17 protein-coding genes are annotated in these 20,635 nt (G+C 65.4%); 6 read left to right on the forward strand and 11 right to left on the reverse strand.

Features of this window, described 5'->3' with window-relative positions:
- Positions 1-19 precede the first annotated feature (19 nt).
- Both ACSBP4_RS11145 and ACSBP4_RS11150 read left to right on the forward strand, forming a co-directional pair.
- The gene (locus ACSBP4_RS11145) at positions 20-1,723 is read left to right on the forward strand and encodes an asparagine synthase-related protein (RefSeq protein ID WP_435552241.1); all 1,704 of its coding nucleotides are present in this window, start codon (positions 20-22) and stop codon (positions 1,721-1,723) included.
- A 146-nt stretch (positions 1,724-1,869) separates the two neighbouring features.
- A complete protein-coding gene (locus ACSBP4_RS11150; protein WP_435552242.1) occupies positions 1,870-2,418 on the forward strand; it encodes a hypothetical protein in 549 nt (182 codons plus the stop codon).
- Here the strand turns inward: ACSBP4_RS11150 and ACSBP4_RS11155 are convergent.
- Positions 2,411-3,022, reverse strand: coding sequence for a DUF7344 domain-containing protein (locus tag ACSBP4_RS11155; RefSeq protein WP_006650300.1), 612 nt, complete (start codon positions 3,020-3,022; stop codon positions 2,411-2,413). The two genes, ACSBP4_RS11150 and ACSBP4_RS11155, sit on opposite strands and share 8 nt — an antisense overlap.
- A gap of 381 nt (positions 3,023-3,403) precedes the next feature.
- Between ACSBP4_RS11155 and ACSBP4_RS11160 the strand changes: the two genes are divergently transcribed.
- Both ACSBP4_RS11160 and ACSBP4_RS11165 read left to right on the forward strand, forming a co-directional pair.
- On the forward strand, positions 3,404-4,393 hold the full coding sequence (locus tag ACSBP4_RS11160) for a DUF1616 domain-containing protein (protein WP_435552243.1): 990 nt from the start codon (positions 3,404-3,406) through the stop codon (positions 4,391-4,393).
- On the forward strand, positions 4,394-4,972 hold the full coding sequence (locus tag ACSBP4_RS11165; protein ID WP_435552244.1) for a metal-dependent hydrolase: 579 nt from the start codon (positions 4,394-4,396) through the stop codon (positions 4,970-4,972).
- A 348-nt stretch (positions 4,973-5,320) separates the two neighbouring features.
- Here ACSBP4_RS11165 and ACSBP4_RS11170 read toward each other — a convergent pair whose 3' ends face one another.
- The 4 genes from ACSBP4_RS11170 to ACSBP4_RS11185 all read right to left on the reverse strand — a co-directional run bounded on the left by ACSBP4_RS11170 (position 5,321) and on the right by ACSBP4_RS11185 (position 10,836).
- Positions 5,321-7,300: a hypothetical protein gene (locus ACSBP4_RS11170; RefSeq protein ID WP_435552245.1), complete on the reverse strand. Its 1,980-nt coding sequence runs from the start codon at positions 7,298-7,300 to the stop codon at positions 5,321-5,323.
- A complete protein-coding gene (locus tag ACSBP4_RS11175; RefSeq protein ID WP_435552246.1) occupies positions 7,290-8,252 on the reverse strand; it encodes a glycosyltransferase in 963 nt (320 codons plus the stop codon). Before ACSBP4_RS11175 ends, ACSBP4_RS11170 begins: the two co-directional genes overlap by 11 nt.
- On the reverse strand, positions 8,249-9,322 hold the full coding sequence (locus tag ACSBP4_RS11180; protein WP_435552247.1) for a DUF354 domain-containing protein: 1,074 nt from the start codon (positions 9,320-9,322) through the stop codon (positions 8,249-8,251). Before ACSBP4_RS11180 ends, ACSBP4_RS11175 begins: the two co-directional genes overlap by 4 nt.
- 113 nt (positions 9,323-9,435) lie before the next feature.
- A complete protein-coding gene (locus ACSBP4_RS11185; RefSeq protein WP_435552248.1) occupies positions 9,436-10,836 on the reverse strand; it encodes a nucleotide sugar dehydrogenase in 1,401 nt (466 codons plus the stop codon).
- 362 nt (positions 10,837-11,198) lie between these two features.
- Here ACSBP4_RS11185 and ACSBP4_RS11190 point away from each other — a divergent pair, with 362 nt between their 5' ends.
- Complete coding sequence (locus tag ACSBP4_RS11190) at positions 11,199-11,831, forward strand: helix-turn-helix transcriptional regulator (protein WP_006650307.1); 633 nt, start codon at positions 11,199-11,201, stop codon at positions 11,829-11,831.
- Between the two features lie 679 nt (positions 11,832-12,510).
- Entirely contained in the window at positions 12,511-14,319 is a 1,809-nt protein-coding gene (gene glmS / locus ACSBP4_RS11195; protein WP_049964803.1) for a glutamine--fructose-6-phosphate transaminase (isomerizing), read from the forward strand.
- A gap of 656 nt (positions 14,320-14,975) precedes the next feature.
- Here glmS and ACSBP4_RS11200 read toward each other — a convergent pair.
- The 6 genes from ACSBP4_RS11200 to ACSBP4_RS11225 all read right to left on the reverse strand — a co-directional run bounded on the left by ACSBP4_RS11200 (position 14,976) and on the right by ACSBP4_RS11225 (position 20,579).
- Positions 14,976-15,893: a carboxypeptidase regulatory-like domain-containing protein gene (locus ACSBP4_RS11200; RefSeq protein ID WP_435552249.1), complete on the reverse strand. Its 918-nt coding sequence runs from the start codon at positions 15,891-15,893 to the stop codon at positions 14,976-14,978.
- Between the two features lie 392 nt (positions 15,894-16,285).
- A complete protein-coding gene (locus ACSBP4_RS11205; protein ID WP_049964802.1) occupies positions 16,286-16,471 on the reverse strand; it encodes a hypothetical protein in 186 nt (61 codons plus the stop codon).
- A gap of 251 nt (positions 16,472-16,722) precedes the next feature.
- Positions 16,723-17,115 (reverse strand): helix-turn-helix transcriptional regulator, encoded by a 393-nt coding sequence (locus tag ACSBP4_RS11210; protein ID WP_006181220.1) that lies wholly within the window; start codon positions 17,113-17,115, stop codon positions 16,723-16,725.
- A 295-nt stretch (positions 17,116-17,410) separates the two neighbouring features.
- On the reverse strand, positions 17,411-18,217 hold the full coding sequence (gene surE, locus ACSBP4_RS11215; RefSeq protein WP_049964800.1) for a 5'/3'-nucleotidase SurE: 807 nt from the start codon (positions 18,215-18,217) through the stop codon (positions 17,411-17,413).
- Positions 18,218-18,268: 51 nt separating this feature from the next.
- Positions 18,269-19,816 (reverse strand): small ribosomal subunit Rsm22 family protein, encoded by a 1,548-nt coding sequence (locus ACSBP4_RS11220; protein WP_435552250.1) that lies wholly within the window; start codon positions 19,814-19,816, stop codon positions 18,269-18,271.
- Entirely contained in the window at positions 19,809-20,579 is a 771-nt protein-coding gene (locus ACSBP4_RS11225; RefSeq protein WP_435552251.1) for a prephenate dehydrogenase, read from the reverse strand. Before ACSBP4_RS11225 ends, ACSBP4_RS11220 begins: the two co-directional genes overlap by 8 nt.
- Between the last annotated feature and the right edge of the window lie 56 nt (positions 20,580-20,635).

Below are 20,635 nucleotides of genomic sequence, written 5' to 3' on the forward strand. Positions count from 1 at the left end.
TGCGAGGTGGTCTTCGACGATGAACAGGGAACTCTTCGGTGTATTCGGCGGTATCGACACGTTCGAGCAGTTTCGATCCAGCGACGACTTCGACGAGGTACTCGCCGGGCCGACGCTCACGGTCGGAATCAGGGATTCCGACCTCGGCGTTCCGGGCTGGAGCGCCACGTACACCGGCGATGAGGGCCGTTGTCTCGTCTGGGGCGAATCGTACGTCCCCACGGACGACCCGAACGCGGCTCGCTGGCTCCTCGAGCGCTACCGGGCGGACGGTATCGATGCGCTCCGTGATCTCAACGGCTCGTATCTGGCCGTGATCGACGCCGAGCCGACCGACGAGGCGGTTATCGCCACGGACCCGGTCCGTTCCCGCGAGTGCTTCTACACCGACGAACCGGGACCTCGAATCTTCGGAACCGACGCCGCTTCGGTCGGTCGAACCGTCACGGAGCCGACGCTCGACCGAGACGGGGTCCTCGAGTTCCTGCATCTGGGGGTGGCCCTGGGCGAGAAGACGCCGCTCTCGGAACTCCGTCGGGTTCCGCTCGACAGCCGGCTCACGTCGACGGCGATCGACCCGCTCGACCGGTTCGTCTACGATCCCCAGCCGGCGGCGGACTTCGACGCGGTCGGGGAACTCGCCGATCGCCTCGAGCGGGCGCTCCGTCGGCGATCGGTCCTCCCCGGCCGAAAGGGCGTCCTCCTCTCGGCGGGCTATGACTCGCGGATCATCCTCTCGCAACTCCCCGAGATAGCCCACAGCTACACGGTCGGATCGCTAGACGCACAGGAGGTCCGCGGCGCGAGAGCGGTCGCCGCACAATACGGCGCGAGCCACACCGCCTTCCCGCCGGACGAGCGGTACCTCCGACCCGACGAGTCGAAGCGCCGGTACTCACAGGGGATCAAGGAGTCGTTGCACATCCATCACGCGGGCTACACCGACGAGATCGATGTCGACACGATGTATCACGGCCTCCTCTGTGATACGTTCTTCCGGGGCCACTTTACCGCCGAGAACACCGTCGACGTCCTCGGCAAGCGGGTTCCGACCGGTCGCCTCGAGTCCGACCCGGACCCCGTCGATGCCTTGCTCGAGAAGTTCGGGTACAGCCGCGAAACCAGCCTCGATCTCGCCGAGCGGACCTCGTTCGCCGTCGATCCGGACGCGTTCGTCCGAGGGGCGATCCGCGACGAGTTCGACTCGAGACGGTCGCGTGCGGACCGGATACAGAACGCACTGACCTGCTGTGGAATCGCCAATCAGCCATCGATGCCGTTTCACAATCACCTCTCAGATAACTTCCTGACGTCGTTTCTGGCGGCCGATCGGGACCTGATCGACTGGCATCTCCGGACGCCGCCGGAACGCCGAACGACGGAGACGTTCCTCCGGGCGTGCGAACGGATCGACGACGACATCTTGCGACACAGACCGCCGGACCGTCCACACGATACGACGCTTTTCAACGAGATCGAAGGCTTCGTCCGCCGGAAGACCCCGTTTCTTTCGTCGTTCGAACCTCCCTGGCCGGACCGGGAGGCACTCTTCGAACGACACGACTTCGATCAGCGGCATCTGGGCGACCTACCGCACGTCCACAGCCTCCCGACCCGTCACAAGCTCAGGGTCATCGACCTCCGCGGGTGGCTCGAGTTCCGGCCGGAGGGAGCAATGCGACTGCGCTCCTGGCTTCGACCCCCGGATCCAGCGGTCGCATAACCAGAGAGCCACAGCGGAGACAGGTCTATTATCCGATATGTGCGGCCGCGGCGAACTCCCGTGAACAGCGCCTAACAGCCACCTATTCAGTTTACGGGAAATAAACCGTGAGAAACCTTATATACCACGGGGAGTTAGCCTGGAATATGCGTCTGACGCCATCTTGGTTGCGCTCTTCGTCGGCGGATTCCGCTGAAGAGCGGTCCGAGGAGTCCGATCCTGATGCCGGGTCGACGGCGGTCTACGCCCCGGGCTGCGATTTCTTGGCGGGAGACGACACCGATACTCGGGTGGGGGAGTTCCTTCCGGAGTCCAACGCCGCTCTCGTGACCGTCCTCGACGAGATGGCCATGCCCGCCACCGTCGACGAAATTACCGACGCGTTGGTCGAACCAGCCGACCCGCCGATCGAAACGTGGGCGGCCGTCCACGAGCGCCTCCACGAGGAGCGGCTGCCGGCACTGGACGCATCGGGAGCCATCGAGTTCGACGAAACACAGGGACTGGTCGAGCGCTCGGCGACGCCCGTCGACGGGACTCGCTCGGTTTCGCCGGCCGTACTCGTCGCGATCTCCATCGGTGTACTGCTCGTCGTACTCGCGTTCGGTGTGGTTGTGACGAGCGCACAGATCGAACCGCAGACCTTGCGCCGGTTGTTCTCCCTCGGCAGTGTGACGGCAGCCGCCGTCAGTTGACGAGCCGGCGGATCGTAAGCACGGTAAACAGCGACAGGATGAGTGCGCTCAAGCCGATTCCTGAGAGAAGCGAAGTGAACGGCATCTCCATCACTGCACCGAGGAGGATCGCGTAGGAGACGACCGTCGCGAAGATATAGGAATCCTGCCAGTCGGGACTCTCAGCGGCTGTCTCGTCGGGCGAGTCCTCGGACGGATCCAGCTCGAGGAACGTGTCGACGCGATCGGCGAGGGGCTTTCGTTCGACGATCCCGCGGTTCTTCTGATACTCGATCAGGCCCGCGTTGTCGAGTTTCGAGAGATGGGACTGGTACAGCGGAATGTAGACGCGCTGGCGTTGGGTAGACGTGAGTCCTTCGACGGTAGTATCGTGTTCCCACGCGGCGACCTGTTCTGCGACGTCGCGCATGCGTACGGGCCCGTTGGTGCCCCGGAGATACCGGAGAACCATCCGCCGGCGTTCGTTCTGGAGGAGATGGAAGATTTCGTCTTTCGAAAACGGTGGCTCCTCGGAGGGGTTATCAGCTTCGTCAGCCGGGTCCTGAGCGTCGTCGGTCGTCCCCTGCCCACCTTTCTCTTCGGAGCTGATATGTTTCGCTTTCATTTCGCCAGTCTTCCGTAGTCAGAGGGAGGTAATAAAGCATAGAAACCGTGTATCCGAGAATTACTGATTTTATGTATTTTCATGGAGCGATACCTGTATTTTCTGTGTTTTTAAAACAGCGATATTGGAGTTTATAGGGGCTGAGAACCACCATATGAACTATCCAATAGGGTATTTATTTCACGTCTGATGAGGATACATCGTTCGGAATCTTATAGCGAGTTTTGGATCGTTCATGACCGCGTGACGTTCACGAAATCCATTGTTGTGAGTGGGCGGCTATTCACTGTCGGCTTCGTTATGGTTCGGTGCCGATCCGACCCGATGGGTCGGGCTTATTCTGGCGATAATAAACCATCACCACCCGCTAGTGACGAGGAAATGAGCGACACCGACTGGTGGTTTTTCGATCTCGCGGTCGTCATCGCAGTCACTGGCGGGCTCACGTTCGGGATCATTTCGGGTCTCTCCGGTATCGAACGAATCGTCTTGACGATTCCCCTCGTCCTCTTTCTACCCGGGTATGCGCTCGTCTCCGCACTCTTTCCGGACGAACCGAACGACGAGTACCAATCCTTCGACGACGAGAAGACGGGACTCGGGAATCCGTTGCTGGTCAGTGGCGGGCTCGAGGCGATCGAGCGGACGATCCTGTCAGTAGTCTTTAGCGTTGCCCTCGTTCCCGCGATTGCCCTTTTCGCGACCGTAACCCCTAGGGGTGTGGCGTTGAAACCGATCCTCCTCGGTCTCTCCATACTCACCGTCGTCCTCGCGCTCCTCGCGATCGTCTCTCGCTACCGTTGTCCGGCCGATAGACGGTTCGTGCCGTCGATTACGTCGGTCTCCCCGTTCTTCGATCGCGGACGGCCGAGTCCGTACGAGCGGACCAGCCGTCGACCGTACAACCTGGCGATCGTGATCGGGCTCGTCCTGTTGCTCGCGAGCGGTGGGTTCGCCCTTGCGAATCCGCCACAACACGACGGGTTCACGGAGTTTTCGGTCGAAACCGAGAACGTCACCGGCGAGACCGACACGATGTACGAGTCGACCTATACTACGGGCGAGCGACAGGAACTGCAGGCGACGATCACGAACCGGGAACACGAAGAACGGACCTACACGACGGTGGCGTTGCTCCAGCGGGTGAGTTACGAGGAGAACGCGACGACCGTCCGCGAATCGACCGAGGTAGACAGGCGGACTGCGACGGTCGCTGCCGGCGACTCCCACGGACAGACCCTCGCGATCACGCCGTCGATGCGGGGCGACGACCTACGGGTGACCCTGTTGCTCTACGTGGGCGAACCGCCGGCGGAGCCGACGACGGAGAACGCCTATCGTGCGATTCACCTGCCGATCGAGGTGACATAGATGTGGCCGTGGGAACACCTCGCGGTCGCGTACGTTCTCTACTCGCTGGCCGCGAGGGCGATCGCTCGAGAGCCGCCCTCGGCGTGCGGGGTACTCGCCGTCGCCGTCGGGTCACAGTTCCCGGACCTGCTCGACAAACCCCTCGCCTGGACGGTCGGACTGACGGACGCCGGCTACTCCGTCGGCCACTCGATCTTCGTCGCGCCGATCGTCTGTCTCGGTGCGTACGCGGTGGCCGCCCGGTGGGGCCGTCGAACGCTTGCAGGTGCGTTCTCGATCGCGTATCTCTCTCACCCGTTTGCGGACCTGCTCAGCCAACTGCTCAGAGATGGGGCGGTCGATCCCCGGACCGTCCTCTGGCCGATCGCGTCGCCGCCAGCGACCGCTCACGGGGGGTTTCTCGACCATCTCGGTCTGTACGTCGGCCGGTACGTGAACCTGCTTCTCGCCGGCGGAATGACGCTGCAGGTCCTGTTTCAGGTACTACTGGGGCTTGCGGTGTTCTCGCTGTGGGTCGCCGACGGCGCGCCGGTCGCGGCTGACATGTGGCGACTACTGCGCGCCCGTCGGGCTCGCTGAGCGGGTTGGCTGCCCGCAGAAGAGTGTCTTGACTCGAGTCGCTTTGTGTGCTACTGTGTCCGTTCTCGCAGTCGTTCGATGGAGCCCGACCGGAGCCAGAGCGATCGAGTCGACGTCGACAACGGTACCGATCGACTCATCGTCGCGGTGGGGTGACCGGCCGCTCGGCCTCGAACTGTCACTGTTCTCGAGCCGCCGGGCAACGAAAGGGCCGCGATCGGTCGCTCAGCGACCGAACTACCGCCGACGAAACGCGACGGCAGAAGCGCTATTTCGCTCGTCGTCGAATCCGTGGCTCGAGTCCGATCCGGTGCCGCCGACGACGCCGGCCCGGTAACGGGGAAGCGATTAGCTCTCCGCCGGGGACGGCGTACACATCGTCACGTCGCCGTTCGTGTAGACCGTCGCTTGCTCCGGCCGGCAGAGCTGCGTCCGTGAGAGGTCCGCAATCCGTGCGTTCTCGTCCGGGTCCGTGACGTATGTGGCATCGGTCGACTGGGCCGATCGATAGACCGTGTAGTCGTGATCCGCTCTACCGCCTTCGGGAACCGTCGCGGTCGTCGTCGACGGATACGCGCCGGTCCGTTTGAACAGCGTCTGATACGGGTGGTCGGTGTGGAGTTGCTGATCCGGCCGGATCTCGTCGCCCTGTGGCGAGCCGGTCAGTTCGGCGATCGACTCGGCCGCGGCGAGTTCCGACTCGTCGTATGCGAGGCGCTCGTGGTGGTCGGAAAACACCGGATCGTCGGCGTTGCTTTCCGGGGCGAGAAACATCGCACCCGGATAGGCGAGGACGACGACCAACAGGACGGCGGTGGCGAGCGACGGCGACAGGTTCCCGCGCAGCGTCTGCAACCCGATCGCGCCGAGAATAGCCATCGGCGCGTAGAGGAACGCGAACCAGCGGGTCGGGATGAACGTCCGGACGCCGAACATCGGTAACCCGAGGACGAACACCAACATGAACGCCGCCGCCAGCAGGAGGGTAAACACCGACTGTTCGGCGCGTCGCCTGTGGACGACGTACAGACACCCGACGAACGTCACACCGAGCAGGAACAGAAAGCCCAGGACGTCCACGTAGGGGACGATCTGGTCCAGCAGCGTCTGTGCGGTCTCGGTCCCCGCCTCGCCGCCGTCGGACGAGGACTCGCCTGCGGTGTTGAGAAAGCCGGCGCTCTCCTTGAGCGTCTGCGTGAAGTAGCTCAACACGGTCGCTAGAAACGACTCCTGCCGGTACGGCGTCAGCGACCACACGAAGATCGTCAGCCCGAGGTTGAAGACGACGAGCCCGACGAGGTTGACCGGCTTTTTCGTTCGGAACACGCTCGTATCGAGGCGCGTGAGCCCGAACGGGCCGACGACGAACACGACCTGAGCGATAAACGCCGCCAGCAGCAAGACGAGCATGATGAACGTCGATACCTGGTGGGTGAGGATGACGGCGACGCTCAGCAGTAACAGCAACGAGAAGTCCCGGATCGAGTACTCGATCCGCATCACCCTGAGCAGCGCGTACAACATCGCGAGGAAGAAGACGAGCCCCAGACTCGTGGGAATGTGATGTGTCCCCCACCGCACGACGTGACTCGCGAACGCGTAGAGGGCCGTCGCCAGTACCGCCCACCGCTGTGTGACGAGCAAGTTCGTCGTCGCGTAGACGAGCAGGACCGAGAGCGGCATCACGAGGCCGACGGAGAGGTACAACGCGGCGCGGATCGGAACGTCGTACAGCAACGACGAGGCGGCGACCAGCAGGTGGTAAAACGGCGATCCGTAGTGTTTGTCGTGGGAGATCGCACTCAGTGACTCCTCCGTGAGGATCGACTCGACGAGTTCGCGATGAGTCCAGATGTCGATCCCGATGTAGCCGGGCGTCGCGTACAGCGCGGTAAACCGGAAGACGACCGCGAAGCAAACGATCTGGAGCAACAACAGCCCCGGATGGAGGTCCCGGTCGCTTGCGAAGACGATCTGGGCGACGACGAGCGTCCCGACGACGCTTGCCGCCCCGAAAAAGAGGGGCGTTCTGGCTCCCTGGACGACCGTCAGCATCACGAGTGCGGCGAGTCCGGCGAAAACGATGCCCGGAAGCGCCATGGTTACCGGCGACGGCAGGTTCGGGACGGCCCGCGCGTCGTCGCGCTGATACAGCGAGAGGAGATACAGCGCACACGCGGTCCCGAGGACGATCGGTACCGTCTGGATGTAGATCTGTGACGCGAGGAATCTGAGCGGGAACAGTACGAGCGCGAGGACGAGTCCGACGATCGCTGCGACGGTGTCGAGTCGCAACGGCCGGAGTTCCGACAGCGAGCTATACGTCATGACTGACCCCCGTCGGATAGCCGGTCGCTTCCTCCCGGTCGAGTACTCGGCGATACAGCCCGGAGAGACGCTCGCCGAGCGAATCGACCGATAGCCCGTCGACGGCGTCGCGACCGTTGGCTCGGTCGCCCGTTTCGACGATCCGCTCGAGGCCGCCCAGGAGGGCACCGTCGTTGTCGCTGACGATACAGTTCGTCACGTCGCCGACCGTCTCGCGGACGAAGCCGACGTCGGTCGAGACGACCGGCAGATCACACGCAGCGGCTTCCTTGACGACCATCGGACCGCTCTCGCGTTTCGACGTGACAAGCAGGAGGTCGCTCGCGTTCATGTAGTAGGGCATCTCCGCGTGATCGACGCCGGTGACCGTTCGGAGTTCGACGTCGACCTCGGCCCGCTCGACGAGTCGCCGAGCCCGCGGGAAGTCCTTCACCGCTCGTGTCCGATCGTACGGGAACAGCGCGACCGGCCGGTCGGTCTCCCACCCGAGGTACTCGCGCGCGTGCGCTCGAGACATCGGCCGAAACAGGTCGGTGTCCACGCCGAACGGAATCAGTTCGTGATCCGTCTCGAGTTCCCGCGACATGGGCCGGCTCGGGACGACCGCGGCGTCCGCCCGTCGGACACCGTACCGACTGACCGATCGGAGCCACGACTGCTGGCCCATGAGGTCCGTTCCCCACAGGGACACCACCACGGGCCGAGTCGGCTGTGCGAGCGCGAACGGCGCGACGAGGCCGTAGTTCGCATGAACGATGTCGAACGACGACGAACGGACTGCCGAGAGAACGGTCGGATAGAACCGTGCGTACGCCGCGGGCGACCGGCCCGAATCGCCGCTGTGTCGGCCCGGGACTTCGAGGACCGTGCAGTCGACGCCGCGATCTTCGAGGGCCGATACTTGCTGGTCGAAAAACGGTCGCCGCGAAGTAACCAGTTGGAGGACGTTCATGATCGGTCCGGGTTCGCTGCGGGAGCGGGTCGGTCGGCCGTCCGCGTCTGTGCGATCGTCTCGAGCTGTTGCACGACGAGATCCGTCACGTCGATCCGATCCGCGAGCAGGCGCTCGCGCCGGCGGGCCCACGTGTCGTCGGGTTCCGCGAGGACCGAGACCGCCCGCTCGAGGCCGCGGACGTGTCTCTCCTCGCCGGTGTACTCGAACAGGAGTCCGTACTCCGCGTCGAGTTCCGCCGTGTAGCCCAGAGAGAGGGGGTTCACGTAGACGGCCGGCGTGCCGAGGACGGCGGCCTCGGCCGCGGTCGTCGCCCCCTCGCTCAGAACGACGTCCGCGGAGGCGAGCAGGTCGTGCATTCGCTCCGGTGCCGTCGTGAACTGGTAGGACTCGAGGGCCGCCGGCGGCTCGCCCTCCGCGGTGAGCAAGACCCGCAGGCCCGCCGCCTCGAGCCGATCGACGACCGCGTGCGGGTCGTCGAAACCGCCGTGGCCGACGTCGTGGGAGGCCGCCCAGCTACTGAGCCGAACCACTGCGAACGACTCCTCGGGCGCGAGATCGACGGCCTCGAGGACGGTCGGATCGGGATCGAACCGCTCGGGGTGGAGATAGGCGAGTTCGTGATAGCCCGGATACGTCACCTGTTTCGGGCCGATATCGTCTCGGTAACACTCCGGCGTCGAGATCGCGTCCGCGAACGGATAGCTGAGTTTCGTGACGAGGGTCGCGTGTTCGGTGTCGTAGAAGACCAGGCTCTTCGCGCCGACCACCGACGCGACGTGGGCGGCGGCGACGCCGCCGATGGCCGTGATTACGTCCGGCTCGAGTCGCCGCGCCCGCTGGAGCAGTCGGAGTTCGTACGTCGCCTGGACTGCCGCCAGCGAGACCAGCGAATCGGCGTCGCCGGCCAGTACCTCGTGGTCGATGTCGTACGCCTCGAGGAGTTGGACGGCGACGTCGCTCTCGCGGGCGAAGACGTGGATCTCGTGACCCCGATTTTCTAGCTCCGCGATGGCGTGTCGGAAGAAGTGGACGTGACCGGGGTGTTGGATCGTTATCATGACATGCATGTCACGACACCCCCATCTCCGAACAGGCTGGAACAGCGGTTCCGCCCGGCGATGGTCGGGTGGCCGTACGGCCCGTCACCGTCCCGGTTACGTATCGCTGGTCTCGCATCGCCTCACAACCCCCGGTAGACGAATCCTGCATCGACGGCGGCGTCTTCGCCGACCGTCCCGGTCACGTCGATCAGTGCGGGGTCGTCGGTGAGTTTCCTCGCTACCGACTCGAGATCCAACTGTTCGAACTCCGCGTGGGGCGTCGCGAGGACGACGGCATCGAAGCCCTCGAACGCGAGCTGTTCCTGGACCTCGATGCCGAACGATTCCCGGGCCGCGTCGCCGTCGGCGAACGGATCGTACCCGGCGATATCGATGTCGTACTCCTGAAGGGCGTCGATGACGGCGTCGATCTTCGAACTGCGAATGTCTCCGACGCCGGCTTTGTACGCCAGTCCGAGTACCAGAACGCGACTCTCGCGGAGCGTCTTGTGACTCTGGTTGAGCGCTTTGATCGTCAGCTCCGCGACGTGATCGGGGACCGATTCGTTGACCTGCCGACTCGTCTGCATGAGTTCGGGGTCAAAGCCCTCCCGTGCCGATCGGTACGCGAAGAAGTACGGATCGACCGGGATACAGTGGCCGCCGACCAGTCCCGGTCGGTACTCGTGGAAGTTCCACTTCGTGCCCGCGGCCTCGAGAACGGCCCGACCGTCGATGTCCATGTTGTCGAGGGCCATCGACAGTTCGTTGACGAACGCGATGTTGAGGTCCCGCTGGGCGTTCTCGACGACCTTGCAGGCTTCGGCGACTTCGATCGACGGGGCGGGGTGGACGCCCGCGTCGACGACCGACTCGTACAGCGTCGCGAGGTCTTCCAGCACTTTCTCGTTCTGTGCGCTGACGACCTTGACGACGTCTGCGAGACCGTGTTCGTCGTCGCCCGGTGTGGCGCGTTCCGGGGAGTAGCCGACGAAGAAGTCCGTGCCGGCGGTCAGTCCGGACGCGTCCTCGAGTGCCGGGGCGAGGACCTCGCGTGTCGTCCCCGGGTAGACCGTCGACTCGAGGACGACCGTCGTCCCGGGTTCCATTTTCGAGCCGACGGTGGCCGCCGCGCTCTCGACGTAGCCGAGGTCCGGCCGCTCGTCGTCGTCGATCGGCGTCGGAACGGCGATGATGACGTAGTCGGCCTCGGCGATCGAGGTCGCGTCCGTCGTGTAGGAGATATCGCCGTCCTGAATCGCCTCGTCCGGGAGGTCACCGGTCGTGTCGACACCCTCCTGGAGTCGGCCGACGGTCACGTCGTCGACGTCGTATCCGATCACGCGGTAGTCCGACTGGGCGAACCCGACCGCAAGCGGCAGTCCGACGTACCCCAGTCCGACGACACAGATCGTCGCTTCGCGCGTGGACCGGTCCGTCGGGTGTTCGAGGGCGGTTCCCTCATCGCTCGTTTCGAACGCGTACTGGCCGCTCGTTCCCTCGTCCGCTGTCTCCTCCGTATCGCTGATTATCGTAGTCATGGGTGATGCGTTGTCGCTGGACCGTCACACGACCGCGTGCGACGGCGATGTCCGAAACCGATGCGCCCGCGGTCCGCACGCGGTCCGCGGGCCGTGCCGTAAAATCCGCAAGTCGCTGTCGGGGGTTTACTATACCGCGGCTAAGCGACTGCAAGCGTGAGAGGGAGTGAGACCGGGCCGTGTCGGGGTTGTCGACGGGATCGACCGGTCGAGCCTGAACGGCCGTCTGAGCGCTTAGAACGTTATTAAACTCGCCCATATGGATCCATAATGAAGGGGCCACGGCTCGGATCTCGAGTGCGGTCGGCGAGTCCACCCCATCGGACTCGATCACGCACCGACCGTCACAGAATCGCGTACTCATGGTTTCCCATCCTCAGATCGGTGTCGGCGCCCGGTTCGAATCGATTCACACCGTCGTCTCGATCGACGCCGGTCCGACGTCGATCTCCCACCAGGACGTACACGCGATCCCCCCCGGAGTCGGCGGTCGATCCGGTGGACCGTTGGCCGTGATCCAACTGCTTCGCGTGACGTCGTTCTGGGAAGCTACCCTGATCGTGATTCTGTCCCTGCTGATCAGTGCCCTCGTCGGGATTCGCATTGCAGACGCGCTGTCGGAGCGCGAACTCGAGCTGCCGTCGCTCGCGCTCGGTACGGATCCGACGGGAGCGACGGACGACCCGTCCGACGCAGCCACTGCCGACCGCGAGCCACCCGGCTCGTATCTCTCGCCCGAAACGCCACCGAGGCTCCTGAGCGACGAGGGGACGGTGGTCCGATTGCTCATCGCGAACGACGGCCGCATTCGCCAGCGGACAATCGCGGCGGAGACCGGCTGGTCGAAGTCGAAGGTGAGCAGGATCTGTTCCCGAATGCACGCCGACGGGACGATAGAGAAGCGATCGCTCGGACGAGAGAACGTCATCGTCTTCGCTGAGCGACCGGTCGGCGACGAGACGCAGTCGGACGACGCCGAGAGTCCGGCCGCCTGAGCGCCGGTCACTCCTGTCAGCGCCGTCGTCCGGGTCGGACGACGACCGGCGTCCCCGAACCGACGACCGGCGGCGACGTGGCTCCCGCCGTCGTCGGACCACGTCATCGGCGTCTGTAACGACGTTCGATCGTGTAGTCGACCCCGAAGCCGCTATTTGCTGCCGACCGAAGCCGATCGGGACACCGTTCGGCCGTTTCGTTCCGATGTGCCGTCCCTGTCGACGGGCACGGCTCCGATAGGTACCGTGACCGCCCCGTCGATGCACGACGCCGCTGGTCGCCGACAGTAGCCGCGGGAGCGACGGATCGATCACTGCTACGACAGGAGCGACTCGAGCAGTCGTCCGTGCTTCGTACAGGGGAAACAGGATCGGCTGCGGGGTCGGAACGCGGCGGACGAACGCGTCTTATACAGTCGATAGCCGGCGTCGTATTCGCGGTACCGTCTTATTCGTGCTATAGTAATGGCCGCTATCGTCCACGGGGGAAACGGAGCCCGACCGTCCGCGATGGGCGGCTCGGACCGGAGATACCAATGACACGGAACAGGACTGAACGCAAGGCAGCGGTCTCGAACCGACTCGATTCGTCCGTCCCGCTCGACGAGTATGCCGGTGCACACCGGCCGGGTGGTGCGGTGCAGCCGCCGACGGTCACACGAACGGGGGTGAGTGGCTAATGTGCGGTATTATCGCGCGCATCGGTCACGGGAACGCGGCGGAACCGCTCCTCTCGGGCCTGGAGAACCTCGAGTACAGGGGCTACGACTCGGCTGGGATCGCCGTCCAGAACGGGTCCGGCGTCAAAGTCCACAAGTGTTCCGGCGAGGTGTCCCGCCTCAAATCGAAGCTCGATTCCCAGCCACACGGGAACATGGGGATCGGACACACGCGCTGGAGTACGCACGGGCCCCCGACCGACGAGAACGCCCACCCGCACACGGACACCGCGGGCGACGTCGCCGTCGTTCACAACGGTGTCATTGACAACTACGAGGAACTCAAGGCCTCCCTCCGGGCGGAAGGCCACGAGTTCGAGAGCGACACCGACACCGAAGTCATCCCACATCTCATCGACGAGTATCGGGCGGAGACCGGCGACACCGAACGAGCGGTTCGTCGGGCGGTCGACGTCCTCGAGGGGAGCTACGCGATCGCCGCCATCGTCGACGGCGAGGAGGCGGTCTACGCCGCGCGAAAGGGATCGCCACTGGTTCTCGGGCTCGACGACGAGGAGTGGTACCTCGCCAGCGACGTCCCGGCGTTTCTCGAGCGCACCGAGGACGTGATCTACCTCGAGGACGGTGATCTCGTCGTCCTCGATCCGGACGCCTACCGGATAACCGATCTCGACGGCAATCCGGTCGAGCGGGCCGTCGACACCGTCGACTGGGATCCGGAGGACGCGGGGAAAGGCGAGTACGACCACTACATGCGCAAGGAGATCCACACACAGCCGACGGCCCTCGCGAACACGATCGAGGGCCGGATCAAGGACGGCGACGTCGCCTTCGAGGACCTCCCGGCCGGCTCGTTCGAGGACGTCGAGTGCGTCCAGTTCGTCGCCTGCGGGACGTCCTATCACGCCGCGATGTACGGCGGCCAACTGGTGCGCGAGGCCGGGATCCGAACCGAGGTCCTGCGTGCGAGCGAGTACGAGTCCACGTCGGGGCCGGTCGACGAGAACACGCTCGCCGTCGCGGTCACCCAGAGTGGCGAGACTGCCGACACCCTCGACGCCGTTCGGACGGCGGCCGACCGGGGCGCGCGGACGCTCGCCGTCACCAACGTCGTCGGGTCGACGGCCGCGCGCGAAGCCGACGACGCGGTCTACATCCGTGCCGGCCCGGAGGTCGGCGTCGCGGCGACGAAGACCTACTCCTCGCAGGCGGTCACGCTCACGCTGCTCAGTCAGCGCATCGCCGGCGACGTCCCGACGGCGACCGCCGCCGACGATCGAGCGGCGATGCTCGAGGCGCTCGCGGACCTCCCCCAGCAGGTCGAGACCGTCCTGGAGACGAGCGAGGCCGAACCCCTCGCCGCGGACACCATCGACAGCGAGTCGTTCTTCTTCATCGGGAACGGCCCCGCCCATTCGGTCGCGCTCGAGGGGGCGCTGAAGTTCAAGGAGATCACCTACGAACACGCGGAGGGATTCGCTGCCGGGGAACTCAAACACGGCCCGCTCGCGCTCGTGACCGGGAAGACCCCGGTGTTCGCGGTCGCGACCGGCGATGCCGACGGGAAGACGAAGACGAACGCGATCGAGGCCAAGTCCCGTGGCGCGCCGATCGTCGCCGTCGGACCGGACGACCATCCCCTCGTCGACATCGCCGACGCCCACCTGTCGGTTCCCGATACTCACCCCGTCTGGACGGGGCTGCTCGCGAACGTCCAGTTACAACTGCTCTCCTATCACGCCGCGACACAGCTCGACCGCCCGATCGACAAACCGCGGAACCTCGCGAAGAGCGTGACGGTCGAGTGATCGCCTCACGCGGTCGTTAACTCCTTTTGCGCGCTGTTCGATACCCGGTCCAAACCGAGAGCTTTCTCTAGCAGTGCGGCGACGGAACGATGGGACTGAGAGACGGAAGCGACGGCCCGACTCGAGTCGCACACGGAATCGCGGAGCGCCGACCGTTGGCTTCGGCCGGTGGAGCAGCGCCGTCCTCGGCGCGACGACTCGGTACCAGTGAGTCCAGCGAAGCGACATCGACCGCCACCTGAACCGGGCCCAGGTCATCGTCCCGTCCGAGCCGGCGAAAGATGCACGTGGCTAACGCGTCCACTCGAGGCGGCGGTGGCGGCGCGGTCGCTCACTCGGACTGTCGTACTCGATCCCGTCGCCAGATTCGAGACGCGAACGCGGCGGACGATCGCCGACCGATCACGCGTGGCTCCGACGGCGACTGTGACAGCGTCCGCGACGGCGGCTTATGCCCGCGATTGTCGCGTTCGATGTACGATGCGATCGGCTCGCGGTTCGACGGACGGAGGTTGAGGGTTGGCACACAGTGGCTCGACGGCCGATCAAGAAGACGCCGACCGAGTCGGTCGATCACCGGACTCGAGTGCAACGAGCCGGAACAGCAACAAGAGAGCCGACCCCGCGTGACACACCGAGACCGGCAGCCGATTCGATTACCCGCCGTTCGACGCGAGCGTCAGTGTAATCTCGTCGTCCGAGCCGTCGATCTCGACGTCTCGTGCCGTTTGCTCGAAGCCGTCCGCCGACGCAGTCACCGTGTACTCGCCGTCCGCGAGGGCCGTGAACTCGACCGTCCCGTCGTCGCCGACGTCTTTCTCGTCGGTTTCGCCGGTGGTTAGGAACCCGGTGTCCTCCTCGAGTTGTACGGTCGCGTTATCGATCGCATCGCCGTTCTCGTCTTCGACGGCCACTGACAGCGTGTGGCCATCGGTCTCGCTGTCGTCGTCAGTACCGCTACTATTGCTATCGTCGCCGGTGTTTCGTTGTTCGAGTGTCAACGTCTTCGTCACGGCATCGCCGTCGACCCCGACGGTCTCGTTCGAGGGCCGGTATCCGTCGGCGTTCGCGGTCACCGTGTACTCGCCGTCCGCGAGCGAGAACTCGGCTTCCCCGCTTCCGTTGACCGACTCCTGCTTGCTCGAGTCCGGTCCGGTGTCGACGGTGACGGTGGCGGTATCGATCGGCTCCCCGCTCCGATTCTCGACGACCGTCGTCAACGGACGGAGATCGTCGCTGGCATCGGTTTCGTTGTCGCTCCCGGTGTCCGCTCCACCGTCGCTACTGTTACCGCTTTCCGTCTCGCCGTTTCCGTCGCTGGTCTCGTCGGACTCGTCGTCGCCGTCGCCGCTTGTCGTGTCGTCATCCGATGGATTGTCACCGCCGTCAGTCGGCTGGTCGAACCCGTCCACGCTGTCACTGACCGAGCCGATGGCGCTGCTAACTGAGGCACCGCTTGCAGCGAGTGCCAGCCCGGCCAACAGGAAGACGATGCCGGTGACGGTGAGCAAAATCTGGACGCTGCGTTGAATCGATCGGGTTTCCGTCCGGTTTTCTCGGGCATTACGGCGCATTATCGGTGAACGAGGGAAGACGCTGCTGGGTGTTGCATTACACACTCCTCGACTCGCCGACTGCCCCGCTCGAGGAACGTCGGCACTGCTGTTCGTCCGAGACTGGTATTCGAGATATCATTACCCGACAGTTCACCGTCTACCGGTTCACTATACGGTCCATAAGTCCGTTTCAGTCCGAGCAACCGATCGGCTCGCCGCTGCTTCGGCGGTTGCGACAGTGCTGTCTCATCGCCTCGGGGCCGACACGGTGAGCGGCTACCCGGTAGTCGAACGAGGCGGACACGGTACCATCTCGCCCTCGACGAGGAGGGCGGGTTGGGCCGCGCCGATCCGCGTTGCTGCCGATTCGTTCGTCGGTGCCACCGCATGCGTGATCGGCCGCCCGGATCTTAGCCGGCGTCGCTCTCCGTTCCGTCCGCCGAATCGTCGACGAGTTCGAAGTCGGTCGAGCCGCAAGAACATCCGTCCTGCCCGATAATCTTGATTTCGCCGTCCGGCCACTGCCGTGCTGCGTAGACGGAGTTACACGCTGTACACGTCGCAAGCACCCGTGTCACGTCGTCTCTGTGTGCCATCCCCGAGGGTGAGTTTGCAAACCAACTGAATGAAAGTTTCTACTCCGTCGCCGGCCAAAACGAGCGGCGTGACCGAGGCAGTTCAGCCGCGATAGACGGCGTTTCCGCTCGCCTCGATCAGCGAATCGGAGGCTGCGTCCGAGACCCATAGTGGGATACCGATCGGAGAGTCGTGGCCGGCAGCGACCACCGGGCCAATGTGGAGTGATTCGGGGCAGGGGGCGGCGGACATGACGACTGGGAACGCGTTCCTACTCGTTGAGATGCGATCGATACCCGTTGGGTTCGAATCCGCGCCGGCAGATCACGCGCTTGCGACCGACGGTGATCGCACTGATCTGGTCGTCGTCTTCCATCCGATCGATGACGTCCTCGAGGCGGTCCTGTGCCCACCCGGTCTCCTCGCGGACGGTCGATTGGTCGACGCGGCCGCCGCGTTTGACGAGCAGTCTGAGGATCTTGTCCTCGTCGGGGAGTTCGCCTTCGTCGACGCCGTACTCGATCTCTTCGGCGTAGCTCAACGTTTCGTCGTCGGGGTCGTCGTCCGGTTCCTCGGTCGCCGCCGCGGACTCGTCCGATTGGGCCTCGTCGGCCGATCCGCTCCAGAGAGAGGAAAGCCGCGTCCAGAGTGTGTTGAATACCATGTGTTGATCACGCTCCGCTGGGACTACCACAGCTTGAACGCCCACCTACCTTGATTTTATGTTTTGTGGATGACATTGGTGTGTGCGGTCGGTTACGGTCTGACTATCGTGACGGGACCGTCGGCGAATAGCGACGGCCTTGCGACCCGCAAGTCAGTTATCACTTTCAGCGACCGACAGGCTTGCCGACTCACGCGATCCGACGGATCACGGATATGTCCCAGCCGGCTGAGAGGGCAGTCGTTCACCTTTCTCCCGCCTCGAGTCGACGCAGGGTCGAAACCGCGGGACCGTCTCAGCGGTCGCTCGAACGGACGGTCTCGAGGTACGTCTCGGCGAGCGCATCGAGCGCCTCGTGGGCGTTCGTCGAGTGGGGTGCCGTCAGCGGCGAGACGCTGATGCGGCCCTCGACGACGGCCCGGCGGTCGGTCCCCTCGGGGTCCGGGAGCGACTCGGGGTTCATGTCCTCCCAGACGCGGTCTTTGAGTGTCACGTGCGTGCCGTCTCGTTCGGCGTCCATCTCGTACCGTTTCGAGGGACGGGTAATCTCGATCGGGGCGGGCTCGCCGTCGGCCACCGGAACGTTGACGTTGAGATACGCAGCCTGGTCGAAGACGCCGGTCTCGAGTGCGTGATCGGCCAGATAGCGCGTCACGCGGGTCGCCTCGGCGTAGTCGGCAGCGGTCAGGTCGGTGTCGGCCAGCGAGGTGCCGTCGACGGGGACGTACATCGACGTGGCGATCGCCGGCACGTCGAAGAACGCGGCCTCGACGGCGGCGCTGATCGTTCCCGATCGGCCGAGAACGTACTCGCCGAGGTTCGCGCCCTTGTTACAGCCCGCGACGACCAGATCGGGGAACGGACCGAGTTCGGCCAGCCCCGCGACGACGCAGTCGGCTGGCGTCCCGTGGACCGCATACCCCAACTCGTGTTCGTCGACCTCGACCTCGTGGGAGAGCGAGCGACCGCAGGCGCTGCGGTCGTCGGCCGGGGCGACGACGGTCACGTTGGCGCGCTCCGAGAGGGCGTCGTACAGCGCCCTGATGCCGGTACTGTCGATCCCGTCGTCGTTGGTCAACAGGATCTCGAGGTCGTCGCTCATATCGCTCCCGTTGGACGGCGACGCGAAAAGCCCACCGCTTCCGGCGACGGCTCAGGCGATCCGGTCGACGATCGTCTCCTCGTCGACGACCAGGTTGTACGCGCCCTCGTCGTCGTTCCACAGCGCGAGGGCCCCCTCGAACGAACAGAGTTCGCCGTAGTCTGCCTCGAGTAGGTCCCGGTTGAGGGCGGTCTCGTTCGTGACGACGGCGTAGTGGTCGGTGTCTTCGCTGCCGTCGCTGATCTTGAAAAGCGGGTTGGCTCCCTCGGCGGAGAGCGAGCGGCTGAGCTTCGCCGCCACCAGATCGATCCGCTCGGTGACGTGGCGTTCCATCTCGGCCATCTTCGCCCACTCGCCGGTATCCAACGACGTGTCGATCCGCCGGCGGCCGTCGACGCGCAACAGCGAGTAGGAGAACTGGACATCGACGTTCTCGAACTCGCCGGGGGCGTGGTCGGCGTCGTCGGCCGGCGTCGCCTCGTCGAGTCGTCGCTGGAACGACGGGGTCTCGAGGTCGGGCCGGACGTCGAACGACCAGCCCCGATCCGACGGCGTCTCGCCGGGCCAGAGGCGAACGGCGGGGCCGTAGACGGTCACCGCGCCGCGACGGTAGTCGGCCGGGTCGTCGCCGTTCTCGTCCCCGTTGTCCGCCGCCACCGCGACCGCGTCGCGCTCCCAGAGCCGCTCGCCCTCGAGTTCCCGTTCGACCTCGCGCAGTCCGACGCTCGTGTTCTTGTCCGCGGGGGCCATCGCGAGGAGGGTCCCCTCGGGCGCAAGCGTCTCGAGGGCCGACCGGGCGACGGCGACGGGGTCCTCGAGTTCGCTCAGGACGTTACAGGCCAGCACGAGGTCGAACCCATCGTCGGGCGCGGTCGGGTCGAAGCCGGCCGACCCCTCGCCGTCGGCGGCCGCCGCGGGGTCGAATTCCTCGGCGGTGGTCCGGTGGATCGTCGGGTGGACGTTCCGGTCGGTCTCCGAGAGCAGCGTCTCGAGGACGTCGGCGGCGGCACTGGGTTCGACCGCGTGGTACTCGACCAGGGCGTCGTCGGGCAGGTAGTCACAGAGCCCGAGCGCGGGGCCGCCGACCCCCGCGCCGATATCGAGGACGCGGAGGTCACGACCCAGCAGCCCCCGGTCGGCGAGGTCGTCGAGCGCGTACTGCACCGCCGCGTAGTAGGCCGGCAGGTGATAGATCGCGTAGCCGGCCGCGGCGTCGTCGTCGTACTCGACCGATCGGCCCTCGAGGTAGTCGGCCTTGAACCGCCGGATCGTCGACCGCAGCAAGTCGCCCGAGGCACCCTCGAACCAGTTCGGTCCGTAGCGGTCGGCCAGCAGGTCCTCGAGGCGGCGTTCGTAAGCGGCGGGGAATCGCTCGACCGGGCCGCGATGGGGCTGGACCGGTTCGTCCGCGACCGGGACGAACGTGCCGTCGTCGCGCTCGATCAGCCCGAGGTCGGCGGCCTCCTCCCTGAGGAGTTGCCGGACCACCGCGGGATGGGGGTTGCCCTCGACGTAGTCACAGATCTCGTCGGGATCGATCGGTCGGACGTTGCGCAGATACTTCGCGTTCGATCGGACGGCCTCGCGTTGGTCACTCATTCTCGGACTCGTTCCGGGTATCGCTTGTTCCGTGCCAGTTCGCCGCCGCCTCCCGGTAGAGCGCGGCGAGTTCGTCGGCGTCGGCGTCGGCGACCGCGGCGGCGGCGTCGGCGACCGCATCCGCGCCGTCGAACGTCGCCTGAATGTCCGCATAGACCCGCGGCGTTCCCGCGGTCACCTGTCTGGCGAGTCGCCCCAGTTCCTCGTAGATCGGCGTTTCGAACCCCTCGGGGACCGGCTCCGCCGCGAGCGCGAACGAAAGCACCGCGGCGTGGGTCGCCGCCTGGACCGTCTCCATGGCGTCGTCGTGTTCGGTCGCCGTCGTCTCGACCAAGTCGTTGCCCCGGGCCGCGAGCCCGGCCAGCAACTCGTCGGTGACCGGCCCCGACTGCTCGCGGACGACGGCGATCGATCCGGGTGCCCGTTCGGGGGCGAAGAGCGGATGCAGGCTCGCCCGTTCGCGGTCGGGTGCGTGTCGCTCCATGGCCGCGAGCGCGGGCTGCATGACGCCCGAAACGTCGACGATCGCTCGCTCGGCCCGCTCGGACTGGGCGGCGATCGCGTCGGCGACCGTCGCCATCGGCACCGCGAGACAGACGGCGTCGTAGGTCCGGTCGCCCTCGAGGGCGGCGACCTCGCCGCCGACGGTCTCGGCCGCGGCCGCCGCGGCGTCGTCGTCGACGTCGGCGAACGCGATCCGGGCGTCGATCGCCGCCCCGAACCACGACCCCATCGACCCCGCGCCGACGATCAGTACGTCCATCGCCCGCCCCTACCCCCCGACGTTGCAAAAGCCGTTCGATCCGTCCGATTCCGTGA

This window comes from Natrinema sp. CGMCC1.2065 (assembly GCF_051225675.1).
Lineage (GTDB): Archaea > Halobacteriota > Halobacteria > Halobacteriales > Natrialbaceae > Natrinema > Natrinema thermotolerans.